Here is a 23,930-nt window from a genome sequence, read left to right on the forward strand (position 1 = left end):
ATACCGAGCCCCTGGACGCGGATCATCTGAACGACTTGCAGCTTGAAGCTCGCGTCAAAGACTCTTCGGGTTGATTTCGTCACGTTTACTGTCCAACTGATTTTCACCCATCGGAGTGTGCGAATTCATTAGACCAGGACAATTGGGTGGCAAGTTACCCAGTTTGGAATGCAGCCGTACGCTGTTGTAGAAGCCAACGATGTAGTCAGCGATGTCTGTCATTGCCTCGGCGTGGTTGGCGTAGTAGCGCTGCCAGACCCGCTCCGTTTTGAGGCTCAGGAAGAAGCGCTCAGTGGTATATTAGATTGAGTGTCCCAGAAATTGCCTTTGCGGCTCATGCTGCCGACTAGGCCGTGGCGCGCCAGTAGCGCCTGATGCAGCGCGCTGGCGTACTGGCTGCCCCGGTCGGAATGAATAATCAACCCTGGCGGGGGGGTGGAGCTGCGCGATGGCCAACTGCAGCGCCGCGCACACCAACTCGGCATGCATGGTCGGTGCCATCGCCCAGCCCACGACTTTGCGCGCATACAGGTCCAACACCACCGCCAGGTACAGCCAGCCGATGCGCGTGCAGATGTAAGTGATGTCGCTCACCCAGGCCAGGTTGGGCCCGCTCGGATTGAAGCGCCTTGCCAGCACGTTGTCTGAGACCGGCAGCGCATGACCGCTGTCGGTGGTGTGGACGAACTTGCGCCGCCATAGGGCCCGCAGCCTGTTCTCGCGCATCAAACGCCGTACGCGGTAACGCCCGATATTCAGCCCCTGAGCACGCAGCACCGCACCAAGGCGACGGCTGCCATAGACCTTGCCGCTGGCGGCGAACTCGGTCTTCAATTGCGTGCTGACCAAGCAAGCCTTGGGCGCAATTTTGGCGCGCCGACGGGCACCGTAGTAGCCCGAACGGCTAACGCCCAGCACACGGCATAGCGGCTCAACGGTGACGACTTTCTTGTGCAACTGCTTGACGAACTGGCAGCTCATAGAGGCTCGCGGGCAAAGAAGGCCGATGCTTTTTTTAGGATATCTACATCGCCGCGCAGTTGCTTGTTCTCAGGCTCCAACTGGCGGATGCGTTGCTGCTCGGCGGTGAGCGGTTTGCCGATGCCGGGGCGGCCTGCAGCCTCTTCATCGGCTTGCGCCAGCCAGCGCCGTACGGCCGTCTCGCCGAGCTTCAGGTCGCGGCAAACCTCAATCACGCTTAAGCCCTGCTCGCGAATCATCTGCACGACTTGCAGCTTGAACTCCGCGTTGAATGTTCGTCTTTGCTTCCTAGTCATATTTCTCGCCCAGGCGGATTCCACCTATCGAGGTGTCCGGGGAAATTAGACCAGCACACAGGAGAGAAAGACGCTGGGCTGCACCGCGTATTGGGCGGGTGTCGAGGGGCGTGCATGAACTGGATTAACAGGCAACGACCTGAAGGCAATCATTGGCGATGAAAGCGATCAAAAAAAAAGGACAGATGGGGTACAGGGAGGGTGAAATATATTGAAAACCTAGCATCCATGTGCAGTCAGTAACTCATTTTAATTACCTCAACCCTAAAGTTATTCACTGACGCTCAGTGAACGAATTTTTTTATTTAATTAACAGCTTGCAGCTTATTCTCGTCTAGTCGGTTTTACTGGGAGGCGAAAATGTGGGTGCAGGTAGAGGTAATAAGTAAAAAAGATGTAAATTTCTTATTTCTTTTATTGTTAATTTTGAGATGTTGCCTTCAGTCTGCTATTGCAGCACTCGATTGCATAGGAGTTACCGTATTTTGAGAGGTGCGTGATTTTGCATAGTTCAGTATTATCGCAATGGAGCTATTTTTTTTTATAAATTGAATTTACTAATACTTTAGGTAAGTGAAAAAAACTTAATGGATCAAGTTGCAAGTGCTTTTTTAATAAGTCAAAAGGCAGTTTCTTCTTGTGCATGATCCTGTGGAGTAGATCTTGTGCGAAAGATGTGCGTAATAAATTTAAATTATTTTTGATGTGTGTACGTTGTGACTCAGTCACTGGAAATAATGTACAAGTCAGTTTTTTGTATTTTATTTCGTTGTGAATTCGTAGTAAATTTTTTTCGCTACCCCAGCCTGTCCCCGCATAAATATTTACCCCTGTGCCATAACGTGCCTCACATTGGTTGGAAAATGCCACCTTCGCGCCACTATGCGCAATTTCCATCCAGAATAAATAGTCTTCACCCGCGTTGGTGAATTCAACTTTAAAACGATTTTTCGAAAATCGTAAAAAGTCATAAACAACTGTTGATGTACCGATCACATTGCCACGTATGATCTGGTCTAATAAACTCCCTTGGTAGGCATGCAAATCTGGATAAATGGTCGCTAGCAGCGGATGTTCGTTAGGTTGAATGCGACCTGCCCGTGCAAATGCACCAACAGATGAGTTGAGTTGGTAGTGATCGGTGAAATAAAATTCATAACCTGTGCCAAGTGCTGCAACTGCACGCGATAAATGGTCGTCAGACCATTCGTCATCAGAGTCAAGAAATGCAATGTAGCGGGTTTCGGCTGGCGCTAGATCTAGACCTGTATTGCGGGCAGCTCCAGGCCCTCCATTTGTTTGTCGCACAATTTGCACATTGCAGTCCGTATGGCTAATGTTGTTTAATTCTGATTCGGCGGATACGGGGGATGCATCATCTATTATCAATACGTGTATTGGCATTGATATCGGTTTTTGGGCGGAAATGCTCGCGATGGCTTTGGATAGTATGCCTGGTTTATTTTGATAATAAGGAATGATGACCGTAATCATGGGCGAAGTTCCGACGCAGGTGCCCCTATAGGGGGAGTATTTGCATCTTCTGTAGTAGGTAATTCCGGGACATCTTCTTTTCTTTTATGCCGACGCCCAGCTAATTTTTTTAGCCAAGACCAACGGTAACAGGTCAAATGGTATAAGGTGCGTTTATTTTCTGTCCAGCGGGTATGCCACTCCATCATGCGCCCATAATATTCGAGTCGTTTGATGATCCCTTGACCAAAAACCTGTTCTACTTCATCTTGGCTTAGAAGAAATGCTGGAGAGTAGTTTTTAATGGTCTCATCGTAGGTTGTTTTTAAAACAACCAAGGTTGCTGCGCGTCGTACACATAAATTAAGTGCAACCGTTTTTTCATTAAAAAAATACTCATATACTGCGGCTTCTCCATGTCTCGCTGCATTTTCCAAAAGTTGGATATAAAATTGCCCTTGTGGATTATTGGGGTGGATGGCTGTACCTTCCGTTGCTTTCCATCCAGAACTTTCTAATACCCCGTAGCGTACAATTGCAGCAGCCATTTCTTCCGGTGCAGTCAAGACGCGCATGTGAATATGGGTACCCTCTGTCGCAAGCTTATTCCGTTGTTTACGCATGTTTTGCCGCAGATTTTTACCCCTTGCAGCCCAGTAATCGTCGAATGTGCCAATAATATCGATCCAGCCAGTGTCAATGTAATCCATATGTTTGGTGTCCGCCTCGTCAAAGTCCCGAGGCGAAAGCAGGGGATCTAGCTGTGTCATTGAAAACCCCAAACAGAACCCGAGGGGGCCGCGAATAAGACTTCGCGCAATAGATGTGGGAGTGAGGCCTTTTACTGCGACCCAAACCCCTAGCGGAAGCTGAGATGGCTGAAAAGTTCGCCATTGAAACGAGCTACTAGGTACTACCAGAAGCATTGCAACTACGGCTCCCTCATACCGTCCAACTAGTAACCTTTCAGAACCCGACCCGAATACCTGAAGTGCGCAGGAAACTGCAGCTGCAGTCAGAAACGGCAAGTCGGCTCGTTCGGCATTGAGCCGATCCCATTCGGGTAATAGATCTGGCGTTGACAAAAACGTGCTGGCTGGCAAGTTTTGCCAATGGAGTTTTGGGGAGAGCATGGCGTATCTTAAAAAGACGTTATGTGTTAACGGTGTGAGGCTTCATTTGTTGGATCTGCAATAAATGTAGTACTGCTTGTGCAGTACGATCTATATCCGCTGTACTAAGGTCTTGGTGGCACAGAAGCTGTAATACGTGATGGCTCCAAAGGGCACCAGTGTCTCCCGGGAAAACTGTAGTGTTAGGCCAAATTCGATCCCAGCGGAATACTGGCAAGTTTAAAGCCCGAAGTGATTGGTATATTGAGTCTGGATCATCGACCCACAATGGAAATACGTAAGGTGCAGCCGAAGTAACAGAGCCCGCACTTATTGGAAATAGTGGCTTGGCACCCAGTATATTAAAAAAGTACGACGCATAACTAGCAAAATTAATTTGACGTTGCAATATAATTCGACCACGCGGCAAAATATTTTTTAATGCAATAGCTGCCCATAATGGAGATTGATCGATACGAGTCATGTCGCAATCTCTCATCATTTCTGTTGCTTCTGGTTTTTTTATTACTTCAGATACTTTAGATACTTCTGATTTTTGAGATCGGATATTTTTTAATTTAAAAAATGAAGTCAAAAAAATCCGTATACCAACGAATCGCTGGTAACGCGATGCGAGTTCAATGACATCTACGCAACCTTTAACTTGCGCCTTTAGGGGTGGTTTATCTGAAACTATCGGTCTAATTAATCGCCGTGCCGATGCCAGCAAACCTGCTTCGGGCAGCGGGAAGAATTTAGATAAGCTCGCAGTCGCAAAGTCACCCCATTCTCCTACGGCTCTTTCTCCTGCTTGTCCAAAATAGCAGTGAGCACAATCTTCAATCAGGGCAATCCCCCGTTTGTCACACCATTCGCGCACTTCCTTTAGTGATTTACCCAATCCAAAGTAATGCGGTACCAACATAACTTTGCATTTTTGAACTGTAGATTCTTCTATAGCACCAAGATTGGGTAACCCCGTTGGCAGTAGTCCAAAATAAGCAACATTCAAATTGGCCAACAAAACTGGTGCCACCATTGTGGGGCAGTGATACGTGGGTATTAGTACTGAACTATATGCGGGTAGGTCGAGCTGTAATAAAGCTTGATAAATGGCAGCCCGACCACTAGTGGTAAGTACTTTGTACTTTAGGTTTTCAACACTGTGCACATTGGGAACATCAATGTGTCTGAAGCTACTCCAATCGAGTACCGGGCCACGTGGTAATGGTCTGTGGGAGCCATATAAGCTCTCTATATTACTTTGCAAAAAATATTCTCGTGGAATTTAGTTGGATGGCGTGGGTGCAGACGTACTGGTATTGGGTGGTTCGGTTTCTGATTCTGTCCATTTACCAACACTTTTGAGTTTTTCTTTTAATGCTGTTTGGGGGAATCCCATGTTGTATGCTTTGTGGGCCTGGATTGCCGCTTTATCATAGTCTTTCAAATCAAAATAATTCAACCCCAAGTTGTAATGTGCAAATGGATTTTCTTGAGTTTCTGCGCCATCAGCGGCAATGTCTAACTGTTGAATTGCCTCAGGTGCGCGATTGTTTTTTGCAAGATACATAGAATAAATCATTCGTGTAATTGCATCATCTGGACGAAAGCGGATGGCGCGATCAAAATAACACTCAACGGTGTACTGCATATGCGGGGGCTTAGTGGATTTTGTTTTCTCCCCGTAACGCATAACAGTCATTAATGCGCGATGGTGATTCGGAAAGGCGCGCAACGTATAATCAATATCGCCGCCAATATATCCTGTGGTGGCGTTCATCAGCATTTCTACCTGTTGTGTAAAGTGAGCACTTTCTACTAAATTAAGGGATGCCCCTCGCTCAGTTCTGTAATCGTAAGGCCCAAATCCATTTTTTAACGACCCACATTCCGAGTTTTCTACTTGGGATAGTGCTAATTGAGAAATAAATATTAATATAATTGGAGTGAATTTGAACATCATATAAGTATCTTATAATGAAGAGCTGATTTTTATCCAGTGCAAAGTGATCTGTTCTACATGCTGCTGTGAATCTGGATTTGAAAATGTATGGTCGACCCCAGGCAGATCGTGTCGTTCCAGATGTGCGTGCTGAAAAGCTTTTGACCAAGCTGCATCCGTACCAGCGTACTCTAGAAATTCTTTCGCGGTGTAATCATTACCACTGAGTAATAGAAGAATACTTCCGCCAAAATTCATCCAAGCGACCGCCATGCGCTGCTGAAAGGGGCGGGTGTGCGCACTAGCGGATGCAACTTTAGTTCTTGAAAGCCGAACATTGTGAGCCAGGCCTTTTAATGCGCCAAGCGCAACTTGGCCACTCACCAGTTTGGCCCAGAACTCCCGCTGCATCAAGCGCTGGGTGTAATAGTGTTTGACTTGCGTGCGCGCCAGACTGGCTTCGGAGCGAACCCAGGGATTCAAAAGACATAGGCCCGCCACGCGCTTGTCATTGGTCTCCTGCACATACAGCAGCGCTGCGGATGCAGCATCGCACAGCCCCCATAAGACTATTCTTTCTACTTGCGGCACACGGCTTTGCAGGCTGTCCATTGCGGCGCGGATACCGGGGCTAGCGGTTAAAAAATCACCTGCAGGGCCGCTGCTGTCGCCCATGCCTTGGTAGTCAAAGCGCAGCACCGCATAGCCTGCAGCTGCCAGTGTCCGGGCCAGCAAAACAAATTGCCGGTGGCTGCCCACGCGGTACTGGGGGCCACCCACCACGATAACGACACCGGTGTTAGTAGGAACGTCGGGCATGCTTAACACGCCCACCAACGTGTCCTGCTGGCAAGGGAATAGCAATGCGTGTTCGGTCATGTGGATACAGCAACAGCGGCTGGTAGGTCTAGCGCCGCCAGCGTCGCAGTTAATAGGGCTGGAGCTTCTTCAATCTCACTGGTTTGCCAAAACGCGGGGCCGGTCACGACCTGGCTACGCACTGTAAATCCAGCTGCTAGCCAGGCTTGCAGTGGCTTGGCGGTAGCGGGTGACAGACTGGCATCGGGTTGGGTGGACAAGTCCAGCCATTCGAGCCGACCGGCAGCGGCGGGTGCTGCCAATGTCGCCAGCTCCATGCCTGAGGCCAATGCTGCCGACAGCCTGTACCCGGCAATGTCTACCGACGTGCCTGCCGCCAACTGCGCACGCAGACTGTCCATCACCGCCTTGGCACTCCCGCTGGCCAAGTCGCCCGCGGCTTTGAGGCGTAAAAATTGTTGTAGCAGCGACTTGCCTGCGGGTGTGGGGGCCCAAAACAAGAAATTGCAACTATCGCCGAATTGTGCCGCTGCCTGGGCCGCCAGCAGGCAACCGGCGCGCAGTCCCCAAAGCCATAGAGGGGCATCGCCCTGGCGGCGCAACCACTGGCAGGCCAGCACCACATCGTCTACCCATGCTTGCCAAGAGGCATCGCCGAAGTCGCCAGAGCTGTCGCCACAACCCAGCAAATCCAATTGCAACACGGCATACCCATTGGCTGCCATGGCTCTGGCTTGCAGCGCGGCCATGCGCCGCGATTTGTTCATCTCTTCGGCAAAAGGATGCACATAGGCCACCAGACCACGTGTTGTGCCGCCTTGGGCTGGGTGGTAAATGGCGAAGCGTTGGCCAGATCCGACGGGCAAGAAAAAAGCGTCCATCGGCAGGGCTCTGGCTTAACCAGCGAGCTTGGTGTCGACGAAATCGACCAGGGCACCAACCGTCGCAAAGGTCGAGCCGTCCATGTCGTCGTCGTCTACTGTCAGACCAAAATGTTCTTCCAAGCGGGTGATGAGAGACACCACAGCCATTGAATCCAGTTCGGGAATCGCTCCGAGCAAATGGGTTTCGCGGGTAAAAGCGGCGCTGCGGCCGTTCAGACTCAGAACCTCGTCCAGAACTGCTTTGACCTCCTGTGTCACATCCATGAGAACCCCTGTTTTGTTGTAACTATCTGCATCTCCTGGCTGGGCACCCCTTGCGTGGGGCGATGCCGTTGGCCAGACAAAGCCGACCCCAGTATCCCTGGATGCACCCACTCTGCCTGAAGACAGATGCAGGTAGTGATGGTTGTTGGTGATAAGAAGCCTGCATTCTAGGATGGGCGCTTACAGCTTTGGGCAAGAGGACCCTGTGCGATACTTTTAACGGTTATTTTTGGCGGTTTCCCCTCTTTTTTCTAGCGTGACCCTTATGCGTGAATCCACACTTTTGCACGAACTCGTTGCCTGTGCTGCCCAGCGTGCCCCGCAAGACCGCGCGCTGACCTATGGCGCGGTATCGATGGCCTATGGCGAGCTGCAAACGGCGGTGGCGCAATGCGCGGCCGGTTTGATGGCATTGGGGCTGGGCCGGGGCGAGCGGGTGGCGATCTACCTGGAAAAGCGCTTTGAGACAGTGATCACCAGCTTTGGCGCGCCCGCCGCCGGTGCCGTGTTTGTGCCCTTGAACCCCTTGCTCAAGCCCGAGCAGGTAGCTTTTATCCTGCAAGACTGCAATGTGCGGGTGCTGCTGACCTCGCCCGAACGCCTGGCGCTGCTGGCGGGTGTGCTGGGTAGTTGTCCGGATCTGCGCCACGTCGTGTTGACGGATGCGGCACCGCAGGCGGGTCCTGCGCTCCCGCAATCCCTATGGGGTGACCTGCTCGCGGCCCCGCCCCGTGCCGGGCACCGGGTCATCGACACCGACATGGCCGCCATCCTCTACACCTCGGGCAGCACTGGTAAGCCCAAGGGCGTGGTGCTATCGCACCGTAATATGGTGGCTGGTGCAAAAAGTGTAGCTAGCTATCTAGAGAATACGAGCGAGGACACCCTATTGGCCGCATTGCCTTTGTCCTTCGACGCAGGCTTCAGCCAGCTCACCACCGCCTTCCATGTGGGTGCCCGCGTGGTGCTGCTCAACTACCTGATGCCGCGCGACGTGCTCAAGGCCATGGAGCGCGAAGGCGTGACGGGCCTGACTGCCGTGCCGCCCTTGTACATCCAGCTCACCCAGTCCGCCTGGCCCGCTGCGATTGCCGAGAAACTGCGTTACTTTGCCAACACCGGTGGCCGCATGCCGCGTGAGACGCTGGACCTGCTGCGCCAGCGTGTGCCCCACAGCCAGCCCTTTCTCATGTATGGCCTGACCGAGGCCTTCCGCTCCACCTACCTGCCACCCTCCGAGGTAGACCGCCGCCCCGACTCCATCGGCAAGGCCATCCCGAATGCCGAAATCCTGGTGCTGCGCGAAGACTGCAGCCCCTGCGCCCCTGAAGAGCCCGGCGAACTGGTGCACCGGGGCGCGCTGGTCGGCATGGGTTATTGGAACGATGCCGAAAAAACGGCCGAACGCTACAAGCTGCTGGCTGCCGACGCACCCGGCCGCCAGTCGGGCCTGCAACTGCCCGAATACGCAGTGTTCTCTGGCGACACCGTGCGCATGGACAGTGAAGGCTTTCTGTACTTCATCGGCCGCCGCGACGAGATGATCAAGTCCTCGGGCTACCGCGTCAGCCCTACCGAGGTGGAGGAAGTGCTGTACGCCACCAAGCTGGTCGGCGAATGCGTGGCCTTTGGTGTGGAGCACCCGGCCTGGGGCCAGGCCATCCAGGTGATTGCAACCGCCCCGGTCGATGCCGTGGACGGCACGCTGGACACCACCGCCTTGCTGGCCGAGTGCCGCGCCCGCATGCCTGCCTATATGCTGCCTGCCAACGTCGAGGTGGTGGCTGGGCCGCTGCCCCGCAACCCCAATGGCAAGATCGACCGAAAATGGCTGTCCACCGACTGGGCCGAGCGCCACCTTAGCTAAAGAATGACCCCCATGACCGACCGCTCTGTACCCGTCCACGCCCCCTTGACCCAGTTCCCCGTGCACGGCGGCGAGCTCGTCGTGGGCGGCATCCCGCTGACCCAGCTGGCCGCGCGCGTAGGGCAAACCCCGTTTTACGCCTACGACCGCGCGCAGTTGCGCCAGCGTGTGGCTGATTTGCGCGCTGCCTTGCCCGCCAGCGTCAAGCTGCACTACGCCATGAAGGCCAACCCCATGCCGGCCGTGGTCGGGCTGATGGCTGGGCTGGTGGATGGCATCGACGTGGCTTCCGCAGGCGAATTGAAGGTGGCACTGGATGCCGACGCCGACCCGCAAGAGATTAGCTTTGCCGGGCCCGGCAAGCGCGATGTCGAGCTGCGCCAGGCCGTGGCCGCGGGCGTGCTGGTCAACCTGGAATCCATGCGCGAAGTCGGCTTGCTGGCAGGCATATCCAACGCACTGGGCCTGGCCGCCCGGGTGGCCGTGCGCGTCAACCCCGACTTTGAGCTCAAGGGTTCGGGCATGAAGATGGGCGGCGGCCCCAAGCAATTCGGTGTGGACGTGGAGCAAATGCCCGAGCTCATGGCCGCCATTGGCCGCGCGGGCCTGGCGTTTGAAGGCTTCCACCTGTTTGCAGGGTCGCAAAACCTGCGCCCCGAGTCGATCTGCGAAGCCCAGCAAAAATCCTACGCCCTGGCCGTGCGCCTGGCCGAGGCCACGCCGCTGCCGGTGAAGTTCCTGAACCTGGGCGGCGGCTTCGGCATTCCGTACTTTCCGGGCGAGCAGCGCATCGACCTGCAGCCCATCGGCGACAACTTGGCTGCTCTGGCCGAGCGCGCCAAAACCGATCTGCCCCAGGCATCGTTCGTCATCGAACTCGGCCGCTACCTGGTGGGCGAGGCAGGCGTGTATGTGGCCCGCGTGCTAGACCGCAAAATTTCGCGCGGCCAAGTGTTTCTGGTCACCGACGGCGGCCTGCACCACCATCTGTCGGCCTCGGGTAACTTCGGCCAGGTGATCCGCAAAAACTACCCCGTGGCCATCGGCAACCGCATGGGCGCGCTGGATGCTTCCGAGATGGAGTCCGCCTCTGTCGTCGGCCCGCTGTGCACCCCGTTGGACCTGCTGGGCGACCGCATGGTCTTGCCCACGGCGCAAGAGGGCGACCTGGTGGTGGTGTTCCAGTCCGGTGCTTACGGTGCCAGCGCCAGCCCACAGGGATTTTTGGGCCATCCGGCCTGCGTGGAAGTGCTGGTCTAAACCGGTGTCAGACCCGCGCCGCTGGGTTTCGGCGCTGCTGGCGCTGGCCTGTGGTACGGCGGGTGGCTTCCTGGCACTGGCGCACCCCATCTCCCCCACGCTGGCACTGGCGGGCTTCTATGTGGTGGCAATGGTGGCTGTGTGGCTGCCCGGCATCTGGCTATTTGCCGTGTCCGCCTGCCTGCCGTTTCTGAACTTCGCCCCCTGGACCGGCTGGTTGATTTTTGACGAGTTCGACCTGCTGCTGTTGGCGGTGCTTGCGGCGGGCTACTTGCGGCTGGCCCGGCTGCCGCGGGACACCGCGTTCCGCTGGACCCAGCGGCTGTCTTTTTCCACCGCCATCGTCGCCCTGTTCGCCGCCGCCAGCCTGGTGTCGCTGGCCCGGGGCATCCTGGATACGGATGGCTTCACCTGGGGCTGGTTCCAGGGCTATGGCGATGCTATGAACAGCCTGCGGGCCACCAAAAGCCTGCTCTGGGCCACGCTGTGCATACCCTTGCTGGCCGATGCGCTGCGCCAGTCGGTGGTGCAAAGCTGCAAGCGCCTGGCGGCGGGCATGCTGGTCGGCCTGGTGGTGGTGACGCTGGTCGTGCTGTGGGAGCGGGCGGCTTTTCCCGGCTGGTTCAACTTCACCAGCAAATACCGCACGACCGCGCTGTTTTGGGAGATGCACGTGGGCGGTGCCGCCATCGATGCCTACCTGGCCCTGGCCACGCCGTTTGTCGCCTGGGCCCTGCGCAGTGCCCGGAGGCCCTGGCAATGGGCCTGGGGCGCGCTGCTGGCCGTGCTGGTGACCTATGCCGGGCTGACCACCTTCTCGCGCGGTGTCTACCTGTCGATGGTGGCCCCGCTGCTGCTGCTGGGGCTGTTGCTGTGGGTGCAAAAGGCGGGCCTGGACCTGCGGGCGATGGTGGTGGGCCTGTGGCAGCGCCGTCGGCCCCGGGGCTGGCGCGCCAAGGCGGCCTGGGCGTTGGGCATTGCGCTCATGGCCGAGGTGGTGGGCGTGCTCAACGGCGGCAGTTTCATGGCCAGCCGATTGACCACCACTGAGCGTGATTTCGGCAGCCGCATGGCGCACTGGCAGCGCGGTCTTGATTTGCTGCAGGAGCCGGTGGACTGGCTGGCCGGCATAGGCCTGGGCCGCCTGCCATCGCACTACGCCCGTAGCTACCCCGAAGGCGAATGGCCCGGCCACGTGGCGTGGCAAGCCGGGCAGGGTGCCGAGCCCCCGGTGATGCGCGTGTCAGGCCCCGATACGGACGACGAACTGGAGGGCCTGTTTGCCGCCACGCAGCGGGTCAACCCGGTTCCGGGTGCCCGCTACCGGGCCAGCCTGCAAGTGCGGGTGGCCGAGCCGGTAGGGGTGTATTTGCAGCTGTGTGAACGGCATTTGCTCTACCCCGCGCGCTGCCAGGATGCCTATCTGGAAGTGAAGCCTACGGCCGACCCTGCGGCCCATCCGTGGCAGCGCATCGAGGTGCCGCTGCGCGGGCCTAACTTTCAGGGAGGGCCGTGGTTTGCGCCGCGCTTGGGCATGCTCTCGGTGATGGTGCTGGGCGCGGGCACGCATGCTGACTTTCGGTCCATCGGCCTGCAGAGCACAGACCGCAAGGAACTGCTGGTCAACGGCGACTTTGCGCAGAACCTGGCGCACTGGTTTCCGGCGGCGCGTTTCTACTTTTTGCCCTGGCATATCGACAACCTGCTGTTTGAAGTGCTGATCGAGCGCGGCCTGCCGGGTCTGCTGCTGTGGGCTGCGCTGGTGGGCACCGCCCTGTGGCAACTGGTGCTGGGTTCCGCCCGCCGCCAGCCGCTGGCACCGTACCTAGCGGCATCGCTGAGCGGGGTGCTGCTGGTCGGCCTGGTCAGCAGCGTGATGGACGTGCCGCGGGTGGCTTTTCTGCTGTTTTTGCTGGCGTACTTTGCCTTGCAACTTGCACGCGCATCCCCGTCGCCAGAGCTCCCAAAAACCGGTTTGCTACATATTTAATAGCTACTTGTGTAGGTGGAATATACTGTAGAAGCTTATTTCTTTTAGATTTACCACTGCGCCCACAAGGTGGAATTGCCCCCAGACGGGCGGGCCGGGCGGCTGTAGGAAAATAGCTTTTATTTTCACCAACCTTCCTAGCTACCAAACATGAGTGCTTTCAACGAAGAAACCGTGCTGAGCGTGCACCACTGGACCGACCGCCTGTTCTCCTTCACCACGACACGCGACCCCGCGCTGCGCTTCAGCAACGGCCACTTCACCATGATCGGCCTGCGCAAGGAAGACGGCAAACCGCTGCTGCGCGCCTACAGCATCGCCAGCGCCAACTACGAAGAGCACCTCGAATTTCTCAGCATCAAGGTGCCCGAGGGCCCGCTGACCTCCAAGCTGCAGCACATCCAGGTGGGCGACAAAATCATCGTCGGCCGCAAACCCACCGGCACACTGGTCACCGACTACCTGCTGCCCGGCAAACATCTGTACCTGCTGTCCACCGGCACCGGCCTGGCCCCATTCTTGAGCATCGTGCGCGACCCCGAAACCTACGAGCGCTTCGAGCAAGTCATCGTGGTCCACGGTGTGCGCCAGGTCGAAGAGCTGGCCTACCACGACATGCTGACCGAGCACCTGCCCGCGCATGAATTCCTGGGCGAAATGGTCACCAGCAAACTGCGCTACTACCCCACTGTGACCCGCGAGTCCTACCGCAACATGGGCCGCATCACCGAGCTGCTGCACAACGGCAAGCTGTTCACCGACCTGGACCTCCCCGAATTCGACCCGGCTATCGACCGCGTCATGCTCTGCGGCAGCCCCGGCATGCTGGTCGACCTGAAGCACATGCTCGAAGAGCGCGGCTTTAAGGAAGGCAACACCTCCACCCCCGGCCACTTTGTAGTGGAGCGGGCATTTGCCGAAAAATAAGGTACACCCCCAGCTGCAGTGCTTCGCATCTTTCGCCAACCCCCCCTAGCATTGGTTTGAAAAACCAATGCTAGGGGCAACAGCAGCCGTCTGGCGTAGCCAGTTCTGCGCTGTTTCTGGAAGCTGCGCCTTAGCTATGGGTGCTGTAGGCGTAGGCTTGGCGTGCACAAGGAGTTCTCTATGACCGAATTGCAACGCGTACTGGCACAAGTTCTGGAGCACCTGCGCGCAAACCGCTGGACCGAAGCCCACAACTTGGTTCAAACCGATAACTCCCCGTTGTCCAATTGGTTGCACGGCATCGTCCACATCCAGGAAGGTGACCTGGAAGATGCCCAATACTGGTACGACCAGGCCCACCGCAACTTTCGCAGCCGCGGCACATTGGCCGAAGAAATGGAACGCTTCGAGGCGGAATTGCTTCCAAATCAATAGTAAAAAATAGGAGCTGCTCGTGCTTATTTGGCAAGCGCAGGCGGCACTTTTGGCAGTTAAAAAAAGGCCAAAAATCTCCAAATCCAACCGCTCAGTCCTCAAAAATCCGCGTCTGCGCCGCTTCACCGGCCCGCACCCAGCCCCGGTACATTCCCGCGCTGATGTAGGGCAGGGCGATGTTCCCCTGGCGGTCTACCGCAATCACCCCACCTTCACCTCCCAGCCGCCCCACCTCGGCCAGCGCCGCGCCGCTGGCGGTGTCCAGCGTGGCACCGGCGTAGGCCATGCGGGCGTGGATGTCGTGGGCCACGCAGGCGCGGATGAAGTACTCGCCCGAGCCGGTGGCGCTGACCGCGCAGCTCTGGTCGTTGGCGTAGATGCCAGCACCCACCAACGGCGAATCGCCAATGCGGCCCGGGTGCTTGTTGGTCATGCCGCCGGTGGAGACTGCACTGGCCAAATGGCCGGCACTGTCTAGCGCGACTGCGCCCACAGTGCCGAACTTGCGGGTTTCATCCAGCGGGGCAACATGGTCCATCTGCATCGCCGCACTGGCCGCGTTTTGCAGATGGTGCAGCTGCGCCAGGCGGTGCTCGGTGTGGAAGTAGCCGGGCGGCATGGCCTCGAAGCCATGGTCGCGGGCGAACTGCTCGGCCCCATCGCCGCTGAGCAGCACAAAGTTGGAGTCCATCACCGTGCGCGCCAGTTGCACCGGATTGCGCAGTGTGCGCACGCCTGCCACGGCCCCGGCGGCCAGCGTGCTGCCGTCCATCACGGCGGCATCCATCTCGTGCTGCGCCGCTGAGGTGTAGACCGAGCCGCGCCCGGCGTTGAACAGCGGCTCGTCCTCCAGTGCCTGCACCGCCGCCACCACCGCGTCCAGCGCGCTGCCGCCCTGGGCCAGCACCGCCTCGCCCGCGGCCAGCGCAACCCGCAGCCCGGCGTGGTAGGGCGCAGCATCGGTTTGGCCACGGGCGATGGTGCCTGCGCCGCCGTGGACGGCAAGGGTGTAGGGTGCGGTCAAAGCTGTCTCCCGGGAAATCAAAACAGCCACTGTACTGGATGCAAAATGGCCGGATGACACTGCCCTGCGTTCGCATCCAAACCCAAGACTTCGACCCCACCACCGAGCTGGCCGCACTGCGCCAGGGCGACCGCCGCGTGGGGGCGGTGGTGAGCTTTTTAGGCACCGTGCGCGACTGGCACCCGGATGCCAGCGGCGAGGTGCTGAGCCTGGAGCTGGAGCACTACCCCGGCATGACCGAGCGCGCCATCGAGGCCATGGTGGAGCAGGCGCTGAATCGTTTCGACATCTACGCCGCCCAGGTGATCCACCGCGTGGGCCTGCTGCAGCCGCTGGACCAGATCGTCTGGGTGGCGGTGAGCTCGGCGCACCGCGGCCAGGCGTTCCAGGCCTGCGAATTCTTGATGGACTACCTGAAAACCCAGGCCCCGTTCTGGAAGAAAGAGGTCACCCCGGATGGCGCACGCTGGGTCGATGCGCGGGTGCAAGACGATGCGGCCCTGCAGCGCTGGGGCATTGCCGCCACTAACGCGTGACTCGCCTGACTACGCTAGTGGTGGTAGGTCTGCGTCCAGCGCCAGCAGCCGCTGCACCAGGGCCTGCGAGGCCGCCGTCATCGGGGCCCGCAGCCCCGCCTGCATTTGCCCGTGGTGGGCCAGCCAGCCTTTGATAGGACCAGGGTTGGGCTCGGCAAACTGGCCCGCAATCCACGGCAGCAGCGGCTGCCACAGGGCGCGCGCCTGCACCAGGTCGCCGCGCGCAATCGCCTGCATCACCTGCACAAAGCGCGGCGTGTGGCCGTGGGCGCTGGCGGCGATGGCACCCGCACCTCCCTGAGCCAATGTGCTGAATATTTGCGCGTCCTCGCCCGCCAGCACCTGCAGCGTGCCGCTGGCAATCAGCGCCGCCGTCTTGGCCGCGTCGCCGCCGCAGTCCTTGATCGCCACGATGCGCGGGTGCCGGGACAGGGTCAGCAGGGTCGCCAGCTCTAGCGTGGTACCGGTGCGGTAGGGAATGTCGTAGACGATCAGCGGCACCTGGGAGGCATCGGCCAGGTCGGTAAACCAGCGTAGCAGCCCGGCCTGCGAAGGGCGGATGTAGCAGGGGGCGGCCACCAGCAACGCGGCCACCGGCTGGCAGCTGAAGGCCTGCACGTTGGCCAACATCTTGGGAAGGTGGTAGCCCGACAAGCCCATCACCACCGGCAGGCCCTGGGCGGCTTGCAGCACGGTGTTGAGCACGGCATGCTGCTCGTCGCCATCCAGGGCCGCCGCTTCGCCGGTGGAGCCGCAGGCCACAAAGCCCGCAATGCCGGTCGTGCGCAGGCGCGCCACCAGTTGGGCCAGGGCCGGGTGGTCTACGGCACCGTCGGCACGATTGGAAAACGGGGTGACCAGGGGAATCCACAGGCCAGAGAAGTCGGGGGAAGGTTCGAGAGAGCGCACGCTAAAGTCCTTTGTGTCACAGCAGACCGATGGGAAACCATCAACAAAGGAGCGCGGGACCGGGGTGGGAGAAGGGGGTTCCATCGCTCATCTGAGGACGGAACCGCAGCTCCGGTCAGATAAGCTGGGGTTTTTTGGATGCCACTGCGGCCACGCTGGCGCACATGCGGGGCATGGCGTGGGAAGCGGTGGTCGGTAAGTGCATGCCAGGATTGTAGATTGGCTAATTCAGGTACTTCGGCCGGTCTGCCAGCACCGGCGCGTCGCTGGCCTGCAACGGTGGTGCGCCCAGCACATCACTGCCTTCCCCCCAGGCCGACTGGTGCAAGGCCCGCTCCAGTAGCTGCACCAGGCCGTGCACCAGCGGCGGGGCTAGCTCTACCTGGAAGCCGCGGCCATTCGCCTGGCCCACCAACTGCTCGTTGAAGGCGATTTTCAAGGGGCCGTTGGCCACCGGGGTGATGCGCACCTCGGTTACCAGCAGCGGGGCGCTGCCCAGGGGCAGGGTGGCGGCCGTATCTGGCGCATCCTGAATGTCTTGGTAGGGCGTGGAAAAGTCCGCATCGCGCAGCACGGCCTCGCGCTGGAAGTCGGCCAGCATTTTTTTGCTGGCATCGTCGCGCAAATGGGTGCCGCCGCCGTCTTGCCGCGCCACGTGCTCCACCACGGCCTTGTTCAGTGTGGGCCACAGAGCGAGGGTGAGGCGGCGGGTCAGCCACAGGCGCATCTCGGTGCCCTCTGTGGAGTTGATGCGCACCAGGATGCGGTCTTGCTCCTGGTTGTAGCGGGCCGACAGCTGGTGGATATTCATATTCCGATTTTAGGACTTTGGTCAAACTTGTATTTGCTTCTGTTTTTATAGCTACTTGCGTAGGTAGGATATGCGCTAGCGGCATTATTTTCTTGTAAATCCGATGCGTGCCGGGTTGTCATGCAATTGCCATGCAACCATCACACGCCTGTCGCATGGGGCCGGAAAAATAACGGTTTCCCTTTGCAACCCAGGACATCCTTCCCATGAAACTTCTCCCGATTGCTGCGGCAACGCTGCTCGGCTTGGCCAGCCCCGCTTTTGCGCTCAACATCTTGCTGTCGAACGACGACGGCCTGACCAGCAATACCAAGGCGCTGTATGAAGCCCTCAAAGCCAGCGGCCACGATGTGATCGTGTCGGTGCCGTGCACCGGGCAGAGCGGCCGGGGCGCAGGCATCGTGATGTACAGCACCAGCGTGATCGTGTCCGATAACGACAAGACCCAGGTGGAAGCCGAGGGCGGCTGACACAACGGTGCCGCACCCACTGGCACGCCTGCGGTGGGCCCGTTCACCAAGTCCGGCTACACCGGCGGCGACTATTTCTACGTGCACGGCACGCCTGTGATGGCCACCATGTACGGGCTGGATGTGCTGGCCACGGCCCGCTGGGGCAAGGCCCCGGATCTGGTGCTGTCCGGCCCGAACGAAGGGCAAAACCTGGGCAAGATCGTCAACAGCTCGGGTACCGTCAGCAACGCGCAGTTTGCCGCGGGCCGGGGGTTGCCCTCCATCGCTCTGAGCGCAGGCTCGGACACCACCGACAACGCCACCCTGGCCAACCCGTACTCGGCCGTGGTGGCCCAGCACACGGTGAACCTGGTCAAGGCGCTGCAGGCCAAGGCCGGGACCGGGCCCTTGCTGACCCCTGGCGTAGCACTGAACGTCAACTTTCCCGACGCGCCCACCAGCGCGCTGAAGTTTGGGTTTTCGCGCTTCGGCACTTTCGATACCTACGTGCTGAAGTTCAAGGCCACCGTGCCCTACGGGCTGGGTTTCACGTTCAGTACCGCAGCTACCGCGGCCCAGGCCGAGGACGAATCCGTGCTGTACAAAACCAAAATCGCCGTGACCGCCATGCAGGTGGGCTTTGAGCAGCGGCCCGCCGCCCAGCAGTGGCTGCGCCTGCGTCTGCGCGACCTGTTTAGCCAGTGAAGGGCCGCAGCATGAACCGCAACATTGGAGGTTTCTCCCTGCTAGCCGTGGCCGTGGCTCTGGCCGCCTGTGGTGGCGACGACGCGCCCAAGGTGGCTGTGACCGACCTGGCCGCAGGCAACTACACCGTGAGCGTGGGCGACGCGAACGCCCCCACGGTGGGCAAGTACTACGCCGCTGCCGACGGTAGCCGTCTGCTGGTGCTGGCCGACAGCAACGACCAGGCCACCCAGCTCTACCGCCGCGCCGTGGGAGGCACCTGGGTAGCCGTGCCCGCATCAGGCCAAGACACCAGCATCACGCTGCTGCGCAGTGATGCGTTGCCAGTGGCCGCCGTCAACCTGGCTGCGCTGGCGGGCAACTACACCACCGCACTGGCGGTGGGTGGGGTGGCCAGCTTTGCGGTCAACGCCAGTGGCGATATCACGGCGGGCTCGTCGGCCTGCAAATTGTCGGGCAAGCTGTCGGCGGGTGCTTTGCCCAACACGCTGGCGTTGAGCCTGTCGGCGCAAGCCTGCGGCAGCCTGCCTGCCAGCAGCACCGGTGTACTGGCGGTGGACGCGGACTACGCGCCCGCGGTACGCCTGGTGGCCGACAACGGCGCGCAGTTGCTGGATCTCTGGGCCTACCGGGAGTAACCGCCAGGGTGGTGGAAGGTGCGGCAGGGGGCTGGCACAATTTGCCAGAACCCCGGAGGCAGCTTTACCCATGGCGCGCGAGAATTTCAACGAACTGTATGCCTTTGTCGCGGTGGCACGCGAGGGTAGCTTCACCCGCGCCGCGGCCCAGCTGCGGGTGTCGCAGTCGGCCCTGAGCCACACCATCCGGGGGCTGGAGGCGCGGCTGGGCGTGCGCCTGCTGACGCGCACCACGCGCAGCGTTTCGCCCACCGAGGCGGGCGAGCGCCTGCTGCGCACGGTGGGGGTGCGCTTTGAGGAAATCGAAGCCGAGGTGGCGGCCCTGAGCGAGCTGCGCGACAAGCCCGCGGGCACGGTGCGCATCACCGCCGCCGAGCACGCGGCCAACACCGTGCTCTGGCCCAAGCTGGCCAAAGTGTTGCCCGACTACCCGGACATCCAGGTCGAAATCATGGTGGATTACCGCCTGACCGACATTGCGGCAGAACGTTTTGATTTGGGCGTGCGCCTGGGCGATCAGGTGGAAAAAGACATGGTGGCGGTGCGCATTTCACCCGACCTGCGCATGGCCGTGGTGGCGTCGCCCGGCTACTTCGCCCAGCATCCCGCGCCCCTCACGCCGCACGATCTGGCCGCGCACAACTGCATCAACCTGCGCCTGCCCACCTACGGCGGCATCTACGCCTGGGAGTTTGAAAAAGACGGCCGCGAACTCAAGGTGCACGTGCAAGGCCAGTGGGTGTTCAGCAGCACCGCGCCCCGGGTGCTGGCGGCGCTGGACGGCTTTGGCGTGGCCTTTGTGCCCGAAGACATGGTGCTGGAGCATATCGCCCAGGGCCGCCTAGTGCGGGTGCTGGACGACTGGTGCCCGTCGTTTGCGGGCTACCACCTCTACTACCCGCGCCGCCGCCAGTCGCTGCCCGCCCTGGCCCTGGTGATTGACGCGCTGCGCCTGCGTGCGGGCTGAACCAGCCTCCGGCTTACAGCTCCTGGCGCGTGGGGCGGAACAGGATTTCGTTGATGTCCACATCGTCCGGCTGGCTGATGGCAAAGGCCACCATGCGCGCAAACGACGCGACAGGAATGGCAACCTCGTAGACCTTGCGCACGTTGGCGGCAATGTCGGGCTCGGTCACGCTGTTGACCAGCTCCGTGTCTATCGCGCCGGGCGATACCACCGTGGTGCGGATGTTGTAGGGCTTCACCTCCTGGCGCAGCCCTTCGGACAGGGCCAACACCGCGTGCTTGGTGGCGGCGTACACGGCGCTGCCGGGACGCACCTTGTGGCCGGCCACCGACGACACATTGATGATGTGTCCGGCCTTTTGCGTTTGCATGTGCGGCAGCGCGGCGGCAATGCCGTACAGCACGCCTTTGAGGTTCACGTCGATCATCTGGTCCCAGTCGCTGATCTTCAGGCGCTCCAGCGGCGAATGCGGCATCAGCCCGGCGTTGTTGACCATCACATCCACGCGCCCAAAGGTCTGCACGGCGGCATCCACCAGGGCCTTGACTTGCGCCGCCTGGGTCACGTCGGTGGCCAGCGCCAGTGCCTTGCCGCCGCCTGCAATCAACTCGGCCACCAGGGTTTGCAGCCGGTCTACCCGCCGTGCGCCCAGTACCACGGTGGCCCCTTGGGCGGACAGCAGCCGCGCCGTGGCCTCGCCCAGGCCGCTGCTGGCGCCGGTGATGACGACGACCTTGCCGGTGATGTTGTTGTGGATGCTGTTGTTCATGCGGGGACTCCTAAGTTTTCGTAATGTGCGTTGCTGACTTGTTCCAGCCAGTCGGCGGTTTTGCCGTCTTGCTCTTCCTGGATGGCGATGTGGGTCATGGCCGTGGTGGCGCTGGCGCCGTGCCAATGCTCTTCACCGGGGGCAATCCACACCACGTCGCCGGGGCGGATGTCTTCGCGCGGGCCACCGCGGCGCTGCACCCATCCGGCACCGGCGGTGACCACCAGGGTCTGGCCCAGCGGGTGGAAGTGCCAGGCGGTGCGGGCACCGGGTTCAAAGGTTACCGTTGCCCCCAGTGCACGCGCCGGGGCGTGCGGCTGGAACAGCGGATCGACACGTACGGTGCCAGTGAAATAGTCGGTGGGGCCTTTGCCCGAGGGCTGGGAGCCGTTGCGTTGGATCTGCATGGCAATACTTTCATCTTGTGGACAGAGTGCACTGTAGGCAGGCTGGCCTGTCTTGATAAGACTGCAAAATGCGCATGCACATATGAGGTGAATTCATGAGTAGATGGGCTTTGCTACATAAAAAATAGCTACTTGTGTAGGTACTATCTACGCTAGAGGCCTATTTTTTATAAACCCAATGCTTGATCTGGCGCAAGCTTGCCCACAGAACAGGACTTGAAAATAAGGGCTTGCTGCCCATCTGTCACAGCATTGGAGATCCACATGCGACAAGACAAACTCACTACCAAATTCCAGGAAGCCCTGGGCGACGCACAAACCCTGGCACTCGGCGCCGACCACGGCTATATCGAACCGGCCCATGTGCTGGCGGCCATGCTGCGCCAGGACGACGGCCCGCAGGCGCTGCTGCAGCGCGCGGGCGTGAACGTGCCCAGCCTGCTGGGCGTGGCCGAGGCCGCGTTGAAGAAGCTGCCCACCGTGCACGGGCAAGACCAGGTGCAACCCAGCCGCGACTTCGTCAGCCTGCTGCAGGGAGCCGAGAAAGAAGCCATCAAGCGCGGCGACCAGTTCGTCTCCAGCGAGCTGTTTTTGCTGGCGCTGACCGACAGCAAGGCCGACTTTGGCCAGCAGGTGCGCGCCGCGGGCCTGACCCGCAAATCGCTGGAAGCGGCGATCGATGCGGTGCGCGGCGGCCAGAACGTGGACAACGCCGATGCCGAAGGCCAGCGCGAATCGCTCAAGAAATACTGCCTGGACCTGACCGAGCGCGCCCGCATGGGCAAGCTGGACCCGGTGATTGGCCGCGACGACGAAATCCGCCGCGCCATCCAGGTGCTGCAGCGCCGCACCAAGAACAACCCGGTGCTGATCGGCGAACCCGGTGTGGGCAAGACCGCCATCGTCGAAGGCCTGGCCCAGCGCATCGTGGCGGGCGAGGTGCCCGAGTCGCTCAAAGGCAAGCGCGTACTCTCGCTGGACATGGCGGCCCTGCTGGCCGGGGCCAAGTTCCGGGGTGAGTTTGAAGAGCGCCTGAAGACCGTGCTGAAAGAGCTGGCCAAGGACGAAGGCCAGACCATCGTCTTCATCGACGAGCTGCATACCATGGTGGGCGCGGGCAAAGCCGAGGGCGCGATGGACGCAGGCAACATGCTCAAACCGGCCCTGGCGCGCGGCGAGCTGCACTGCGTGGGTGCCACCACGCTGGACGAGTACCGCAAGTACATCGAAAAAGACGCGGCCCTGGAGCGGCGCTTCCAGAAGATTCTGGTGGGCGAGCCCACGGTAGAGGCCACCATCGCCATCCTGCGCGGCCTGCAGGAAAAGTACGAAGTGCACCACGGCGTGCAGATCACCGACCCGGCCATCGTGGCCGCCGCCGAGCTCAGCCACCGCTACATCACCGACCGGTTTTTGCCCGACAAGGCGATCGACCTGATCGACGAGGCCGCGGCCAAGATCAAGATCGAGATGGATTCCAAGCCCGAGGTGATGGACAAGCTCGACCGCCGCCTGATCCAGCTGCAGATCGAGCGCGAAGCCGTGAAGCGCGAGAAAGACGAATCCTCGCAAAAGCGCCTGGGCCTGATCCAGGAAGAGATCGCCAAGCTGCAAAAGGAAATCGCCGACTACGACGAAATCTGGCAGTCCGAAAAAGCCCAGGCCCAGGGCAGCGCGCAGGTGATGGAAGCGATTGAAAAAATGCGCTTCCAGATCGAGGAACTTAAGCGCAAGGGCGACTTCAACAAGGTTGCCGAACTGCAATACGGCAAGCTGCCCGAGCTGGAAAAGCAGCTCAAGGAAACCCAGGCCAAGGAGTCGGTAAAAGGCACCACCAGCGCCCCGCGCCTGCTGCGCACCCAGGTCGGTGCGGAGGAAATCGCCGAAGTGGTTGCCCGCGCCACCGGCATTCCGGTGAGCAAGTTGATGCAGGGCGAGCGCGACAAGCTGCTGCAGATGGAGGTCAAGCTGCACGACCGCGTGGTGGGCCAGGACGAGGCCATCACCGCCGTGGCTAACGCCATCCGCCGCTCGCGCGCAGGCCTGTCTGACCCGAACCGACCCACTGGCTCCTTTCTGTTCCTGGGCCCCACGGGCGTGGGCAAGACCGAGCTGTGCAAGGCGCTGGCGAGCTTCATGTTCGACTCGGAAGACCACCTCATCCGCATCGACATGAGCGAGTTCATGGAGAAGCATTCGGTGGCCCGCCTGATCGGTGCGCCGCCCGGCTACGTGGGCTACGAGGAGGGCGGCTACCTGACCGAGGCCGTGCGCCGCAAGCCCTACAGCGTGCTGCTGCTCGATGAGGTCGAGAAGGCGCACCCGGATGTCTTCAACGTGCTGCTGCAGGTGCTGGACGATGGCCGCCTGACCGATGGCCAGGGCCGCACCGTGGACTTCAAGAACACCGTGATCGTGATGACCAGCAACATTGGCTCGCCCATCATCCAGACCATGGT

At 59.9% G+C, this 23,930-nt stretch carries 21 protein-coding genes and 2 pseudogenes; 10 read left to right on the forward strand and 13 right to left on the reverse strand.

All coding sequences use genetic code 11. From position 1 onward, the window contains the following. Nucleotides 1–54: 54 nt before the first annotated feature. The 8 genes and pseudogenes from Q0T48_RS21900 to Q0T48_RS21935 form a co-directional block, all read right to left on the reverse strand. A pseudogene (locus Q0T48_RS21900) lies at nt 55–1,277 on the reverse strand (IS3 family transposase). A gap of 531 nt (nt 1,278–1,808) precedes the next feature. Continuing rightward, nucleotides 1,809–2,771 (reverse strand): glycosyltransferase family 2 protein, encoded by a 963-nt coding sequence (locus Q0T48_RS21905; RefSeq protein ID WP_295961195.1) that lies wholly within the window; start codon nt 2,769–2,771, stop codon nt 1,809–1,811. Then, nucleotides 2,768–3,460: a GNAT family N-acetyltransferase gene (locus Q0T48_RS21910; protein WP_295961198.1), complete on the reverse strand. Its 693-nt coding sequence runs from the start codon at nt 3,458–3,460 to the stop codon at nt 2,768–2,770. Before Q0T48_RS21910 ends, Q0T48_RS21905 begins: the two co-directional genes overlap by 4 nt. A 442-nt stretch (nt 3,461–3,902) precedes the next feature. Next, nucleotides 3,903–5,033, reverse strand: a complete 1,131-nt coding sequence (locus tag Q0T48_RS21915; protein WP_295961203.1) for a DegT/DnrJ/EryC1/StrS family aminotransferase — start codon at nt 5,031–5,033, stop codon at nt 3,903–3,905. A gap of 117 nt (nt 5,034–5,150) precedes the next feature. Then, nucleotides 5,151–5,828 carry a tetratricopeptide repeat protein gene (locus Q0T48_RS21920; protein ID WP_295961206.1) on the reverse strand — a complete coding sequence of 226 codons (678 nt, stop codon included), beginning with the start codon at nt 5,826–5,828 and terminating at the stop codon, nt 5,151–5,153. Nucleotides 5,829–5,837: 9 nt separating this feature from the next. Then, on the reverse strand, nt 5,838–6,686 hold the full coding sequence (locus Q0T48_RS21925) for a hydrolase 1, exosortase A system-associated (protein WP_295961209.1): 849 nt from the start codon (nt 6,684–6,686) through the stop codon (nt 5,838–5,840). After that, nucleotides 6,683–7,507 carry a hydrolase 2, exosortase A system-associated gene (locus tag Q0T48_RS21930; RefSeq protein ID WP_295961212.1) on the reverse strand — a complete coding sequence of 275 codons (825 nt, stop codon included), beginning with the start codon at nt 7,505–7,507 and terminating at the stop codon, nt 6,683–6,685. Before Q0T48_RS21930 ends, Q0T48_RS21925 begins: the two co-directional genes overlap by 4 nt. Nucleotides 7,508–7,522: 15 nt before the next feature. Further along, the gene (locus Q0T48_RS21935) at nt 7,523–7,774 is read right to left on the reverse strand and encodes an acyl carrier protein (RefSeq protein ID WP_295961216.1); all 252 of its coding nucleotides are present in this window, start codon (nt 7,772–7,774) and stop codon (nt 7,523–7,525) included. A 265-nt stretch (nt 7,775–8,039) separates the two neighbouring features. On the opposite strand from Q0T48_RS21935, the gene Q0T48_RS21940 reads away from it, so the two are divergent. The 5 genes from Q0T48_RS21940 (at nt 8,040) to Q0T48_RS21960 (ending at nt 14,253) form a co-directional block, all read left to right on the forward strand. After that, on the forward strand, nt 8,040–9,641 hold the full coding sequence (locus Q0T48_RS21940) for an acyl-CoA ligase (AMP-forming), exosortase A system-associated (RefSeq protein ID WP_295961219.1): 1,602 nt from the start codon (nt 8,040–8,042) through the stop codon (nt 9,639–9,641). A 12-nt stretch (nt 9,642–9,653) separates the two neighbouring features. After that, on the forward strand, nt 9,654–10,901 hold the full coding sequence (locus Q0T48_RS21945) for a pyridoxal-dependent decarboxylase, exosortase A system-associated (RefSeq protein ID WP_295961223.1): 1,248 nt from the start codon (nt 9,654–9,656) through the stop codon (nt 10,899–10,901). 4 nt (nt 10,902–10,905) lie between these two features. Continuing rightward, complete coding sequence (locus Q0T48_RS21950) at nt 10,906–12,891, forward strand: hypothetical protein (protein WP_295961224.1); 1,986 nt, start codon at nt 10,906–10,908, stop codon at nt 12,889–12,891. A gap of 150 nt (nt 12,892–13,041) precedes the next feature. Next, complete coding sequence (locus Q0T48_RS21955) at nt 13,042–13,818, forward strand: ferredoxin--NADP reductase (RefSeq protein ID WP_295961227.1); 777 nt, start codon at nt 13,042–13,044, stop codon at nt 13,816–13,818. A gap of 180 nt (nt 13,819–13,998) precedes the next feature. Beyond that, on the forward strand, nt 13,999–14,253 hold the full coding sequence (locus tag Q0T48_RS21960; RefSeq protein WP_295961230.1) for a hypothetical protein: 255 nt from the start codon (nt 13,999–14,001) through the stop codon (nt 14,251–14,253). Between the two features lie 91 nt (nt 14,254–14,344). On the opposite strand, the gene Q0T48_RS21965 is transcribed toward Q0T48_RS21960, so the two are convergent. Continuing rightward, the gene (locus Q0T48_RS21965; protein WP_295961234.1) at nt 14,345–15,277 is read right to left on the reverse strand and encodes an isoaspartyl peptidase/L-asparaginase family protein; all 933 of its coding nucleotides are present in this window, start codon (nt 15,275–15,277) and stop codon (nt 14,345–14,347) included. A 53-nt stretch (nt 15,278–15,330) separates the two neighbouring features. Between Q0T48_RS21965 and Q0T48_RS21970 the strand changes: the two genes are divergently transcribed. Next, nucleotides 15,331–15,813 carry a molybdenum cofactor biosynthesis protein MoaE gene (locus Q0T48_RS21970; protein ID WP_295961236.1) on the forward strand — a complete coding sequence of 161 codons (483 nt, stop codon included), beginning with the start codon at nt 15,331–15,333 and terminating at the stop codon, nt 15,811–15,813. A gap of 9 nt (nt 15,814–15,822) precedes the next feature. Here the strand turns inward: Q0T48_RS21970 and Q0T48_RS21975 are convergent, their stop codons facing one another. Both Q0T48_RS21975 and Q0T48_RS21980 read right to left on the reverse strand, forming a co-directional pair. Continuing rightward, nucleotides 15,823–16,722 (reverse strand): dihydrodipicolinate synthase family protein, encoded by a 900-nt coding sequence (locus Q0T48_RS21975; RefSeq protein WP_295961239.1) that lies wholly within the window; start codon nt 16,720–16,722, stop codon nt 15,823–15,825. A 223-nt stretch (nt 16,723–16,945) separates the two neighbouring features. Next, a complete protein-coding gene (locus tag Q0T48_RS21980; protein WP_295961243.1) occupies nt 16,946–17,533 on the reverse strand; it encodes a hypothetical protein in 588 nt (195 codons plus the stop codon). A gap of 206 nt (nt 17,534–17,739) precedes the next feature. Here Q0T48_RS21980 and Q0T48_RS21985 point away from each other — a divergent pair. The 3 genes and pseudogenes from Q0T48_RS21985 to Q0T48_RS21995 all read left to right on the forward strand — a co-directional run bounded on the left by Q0T48_RS21985 (nt 17,740) and on the right by Q0T48_RS21995 (nt 20,295). Next, nucleotides 17,740–18,690: pseudogene (locus Q0T48_RS21985) on the forward strand (5'/3'-nucleotidase SurE). An 11-nt stretch (nt 18,691–18,701) separates the two neighbouring features. Continuing rightward, nucleotides 18,702–19,328 carry a hypothetical protein gene (locus Q0T48_RS21990; protein WP_295961246.1) on the forward strand — a complete coding sequence of 209 codons (627 nt, stop codon included), beginning with the start codon at nt 18,702–18,704 and terminating at the stop codon, nt 19,326–19,328. A 70-nt stretch (nt 19,329–19,398) separates the two neighbouring features. Continuing rightward, nucleotides 19,399–20,295, forward strand: a complete 897-nt coding sequence (locus tag Q0T48_RS21995; protein ID WP_295961249.1) for a LysR family transcriptional regulator — start codon at nt 19,399–19,401, stop codon at nt 20,293–20,295. A 13-nt stretch (nt 20,296–20,308) separates the two neighbouring features. Here Q0T48_RS21995 and Q0T48_RS22000 read toward each other — a convergent pair whose 3' ends face one another. Next, nucleotides 20,309–21,052: an SDR family oxidoreductase gene (locus tag Q0T48_RS22000; protein WP_295961257.1), complete on the reverse strand. Its 744-nt coding sequence runs from the start codon at nt 21,050–21,052 to the stop codon at nt 20,309–20,311. 8 nt (nt 21,053–21,060) lie between these two features. After that, nucleotides 21,061–21,471 (reverse strand): cupin domain-containing protein, encoded by a 411-nt coding sequence (locus tag Q0T48_RS22005; RefSeq protein WP_295961252.1) that lies wholly within the window; start codon nt 21,469–21,471, stop codon nt 21,061–21,063. A gap of 264 nt (nt 21,472–21,735) precedes the next feature. Here Q0T48_RS22005 and Q0T48_RS22010 point away from each other — a divergent pair. After that, nucleotides 21,736–23,930, forward strand: a 2,195-nt coding sequence (locus tag Q0T48_RS22010) for an AAA family ATPase (protein ID WP_295961255.1), incomplete at its 3' end; no start/stop codon positions are given.

Origin of the sequence: Rhodoferax sp., from assembly GCF_025354435.1 — a bacterium.
Lineage (GTDB): Bacteria > Pseudomonadota > Gammaproteobacteria > Burkholderiales > Burkholderiaceae_C > Rhodoferax_B.

What these genes read in the sequence shown, in the direction of transcription:
- Q0T48_RS21955 (WP_295961227.1), top strand. Translation starts at nt 13,042, where the DNA reads ATGAGTGCTTTCAACGAAGAAACCGTGCTGAGCGTGCACCACTGGACC.
- Q0T48_RS21960 (WP_295961230.1), top strand. Translation starts at nt 13,999, where the DNA reads ATGACCGAATTGCAACGCGTACTGGCACAAGTTCTGGAGCACCTGCGC.
- Q0T48_RS21910 (WP_295961198.1), bottom strand. Translation starts at nt 3,460, where the DNA reads ATGGATTACATTGACACTGGCTGGATCGATATTATTGGCACATTCGAC.
- Q0T48_RS21935 (WP_295961216.1), bottom strand. Translation starts at nt 7,774, where the DNA reads ATGGATGTGACACAGGAGGTCAAAGCAGTTCTGGACGAGGTTCTGAGT.
- Q0T48_RS21920 (WP_295961206.1), bottom strand. Translation starts at nt 5,828, where the DNA reads ATGATGTTCAAATTCACTCCAATTATATTAATATTTATTTCTCAATTA.
- Q0T48_RS21995 (WP_295961249.1), top strand. Translation starts at nt 19,399, where the DNA reads ATGGCGCGCGAGAATTTCAACGAACTGTATGCCTTTGTCGCGGTGGCA.
- Q0T48_RS22005 (WP_295961252.1), bottom strand. Translation starts at nt 21,471, where the DNA reads ATGCAGATCCAACGCAACGGCTCCCAGCCCTCGGGCAAAGGCCCCACC.
- Q0T48_RS21905 (WP_295961195.1), bottom strand. Translation starts at nt 2,771, where the DNA reads ATGATTACGGTCATCATTCCTTATTATCAAAATAAACCAGGCATACTA.
- Q0T48_RS21980 (WP_295961243.1), bottom strand. Translation starts at nt 17,533, where the DNA reads ATGAATATCCACCAGCTGTCGGCCCGCTACAACCAGGAGCAAGACCGC.
- Q0T48_RS21945 (WP_295961223.1), top strand. Translation starts at nt 9,654, where the DNA reads ATGACCGACCGCTCTGTACCCGTCCACGCCCCCTTGACCCAGTTCCCC.
- Q0T48_RS21990 (WP_295961246.1), top strand. Translation starts at nt 18,702, where the DNA reads ATGAACCGCAACATTGGAGGTTTCTCCCTGCTAGCCGTGGCCGTGGCT.
- Q0T48_RS21925 (WP_295961209.1), bottom strand. Translation starts at nt 6,686, where the DNA reads ATGACCGAACACGCATTGCTATTCCCTTGCCAGCAGGACACGTTGGTG.
- Q0T48_RS21940 (WP_295961219.1), top strand. Translation starts at nt 8,040, where the DNA reads ATGCGTGAATCCACACTTTTGCACGAACTCGTTGCCTGTGCTGCCCAG.
- Q0T48_RS21930 (WP_295961212.1), bottom strand. Translation starts at nt 7,507, where the DNA reads ATGGACGCTTTTTTCTTGCCCGTCGGATCTGGCCAACGCTTCGCCATT.
- Q0T48_RS21970 (WP_295961236.1), top strand. Translation starts at nt 15,331, where the DNA reads ATGACACTGCCCTGCGTTCGCATCCAAACCCAAGACTTCGACCCCACC.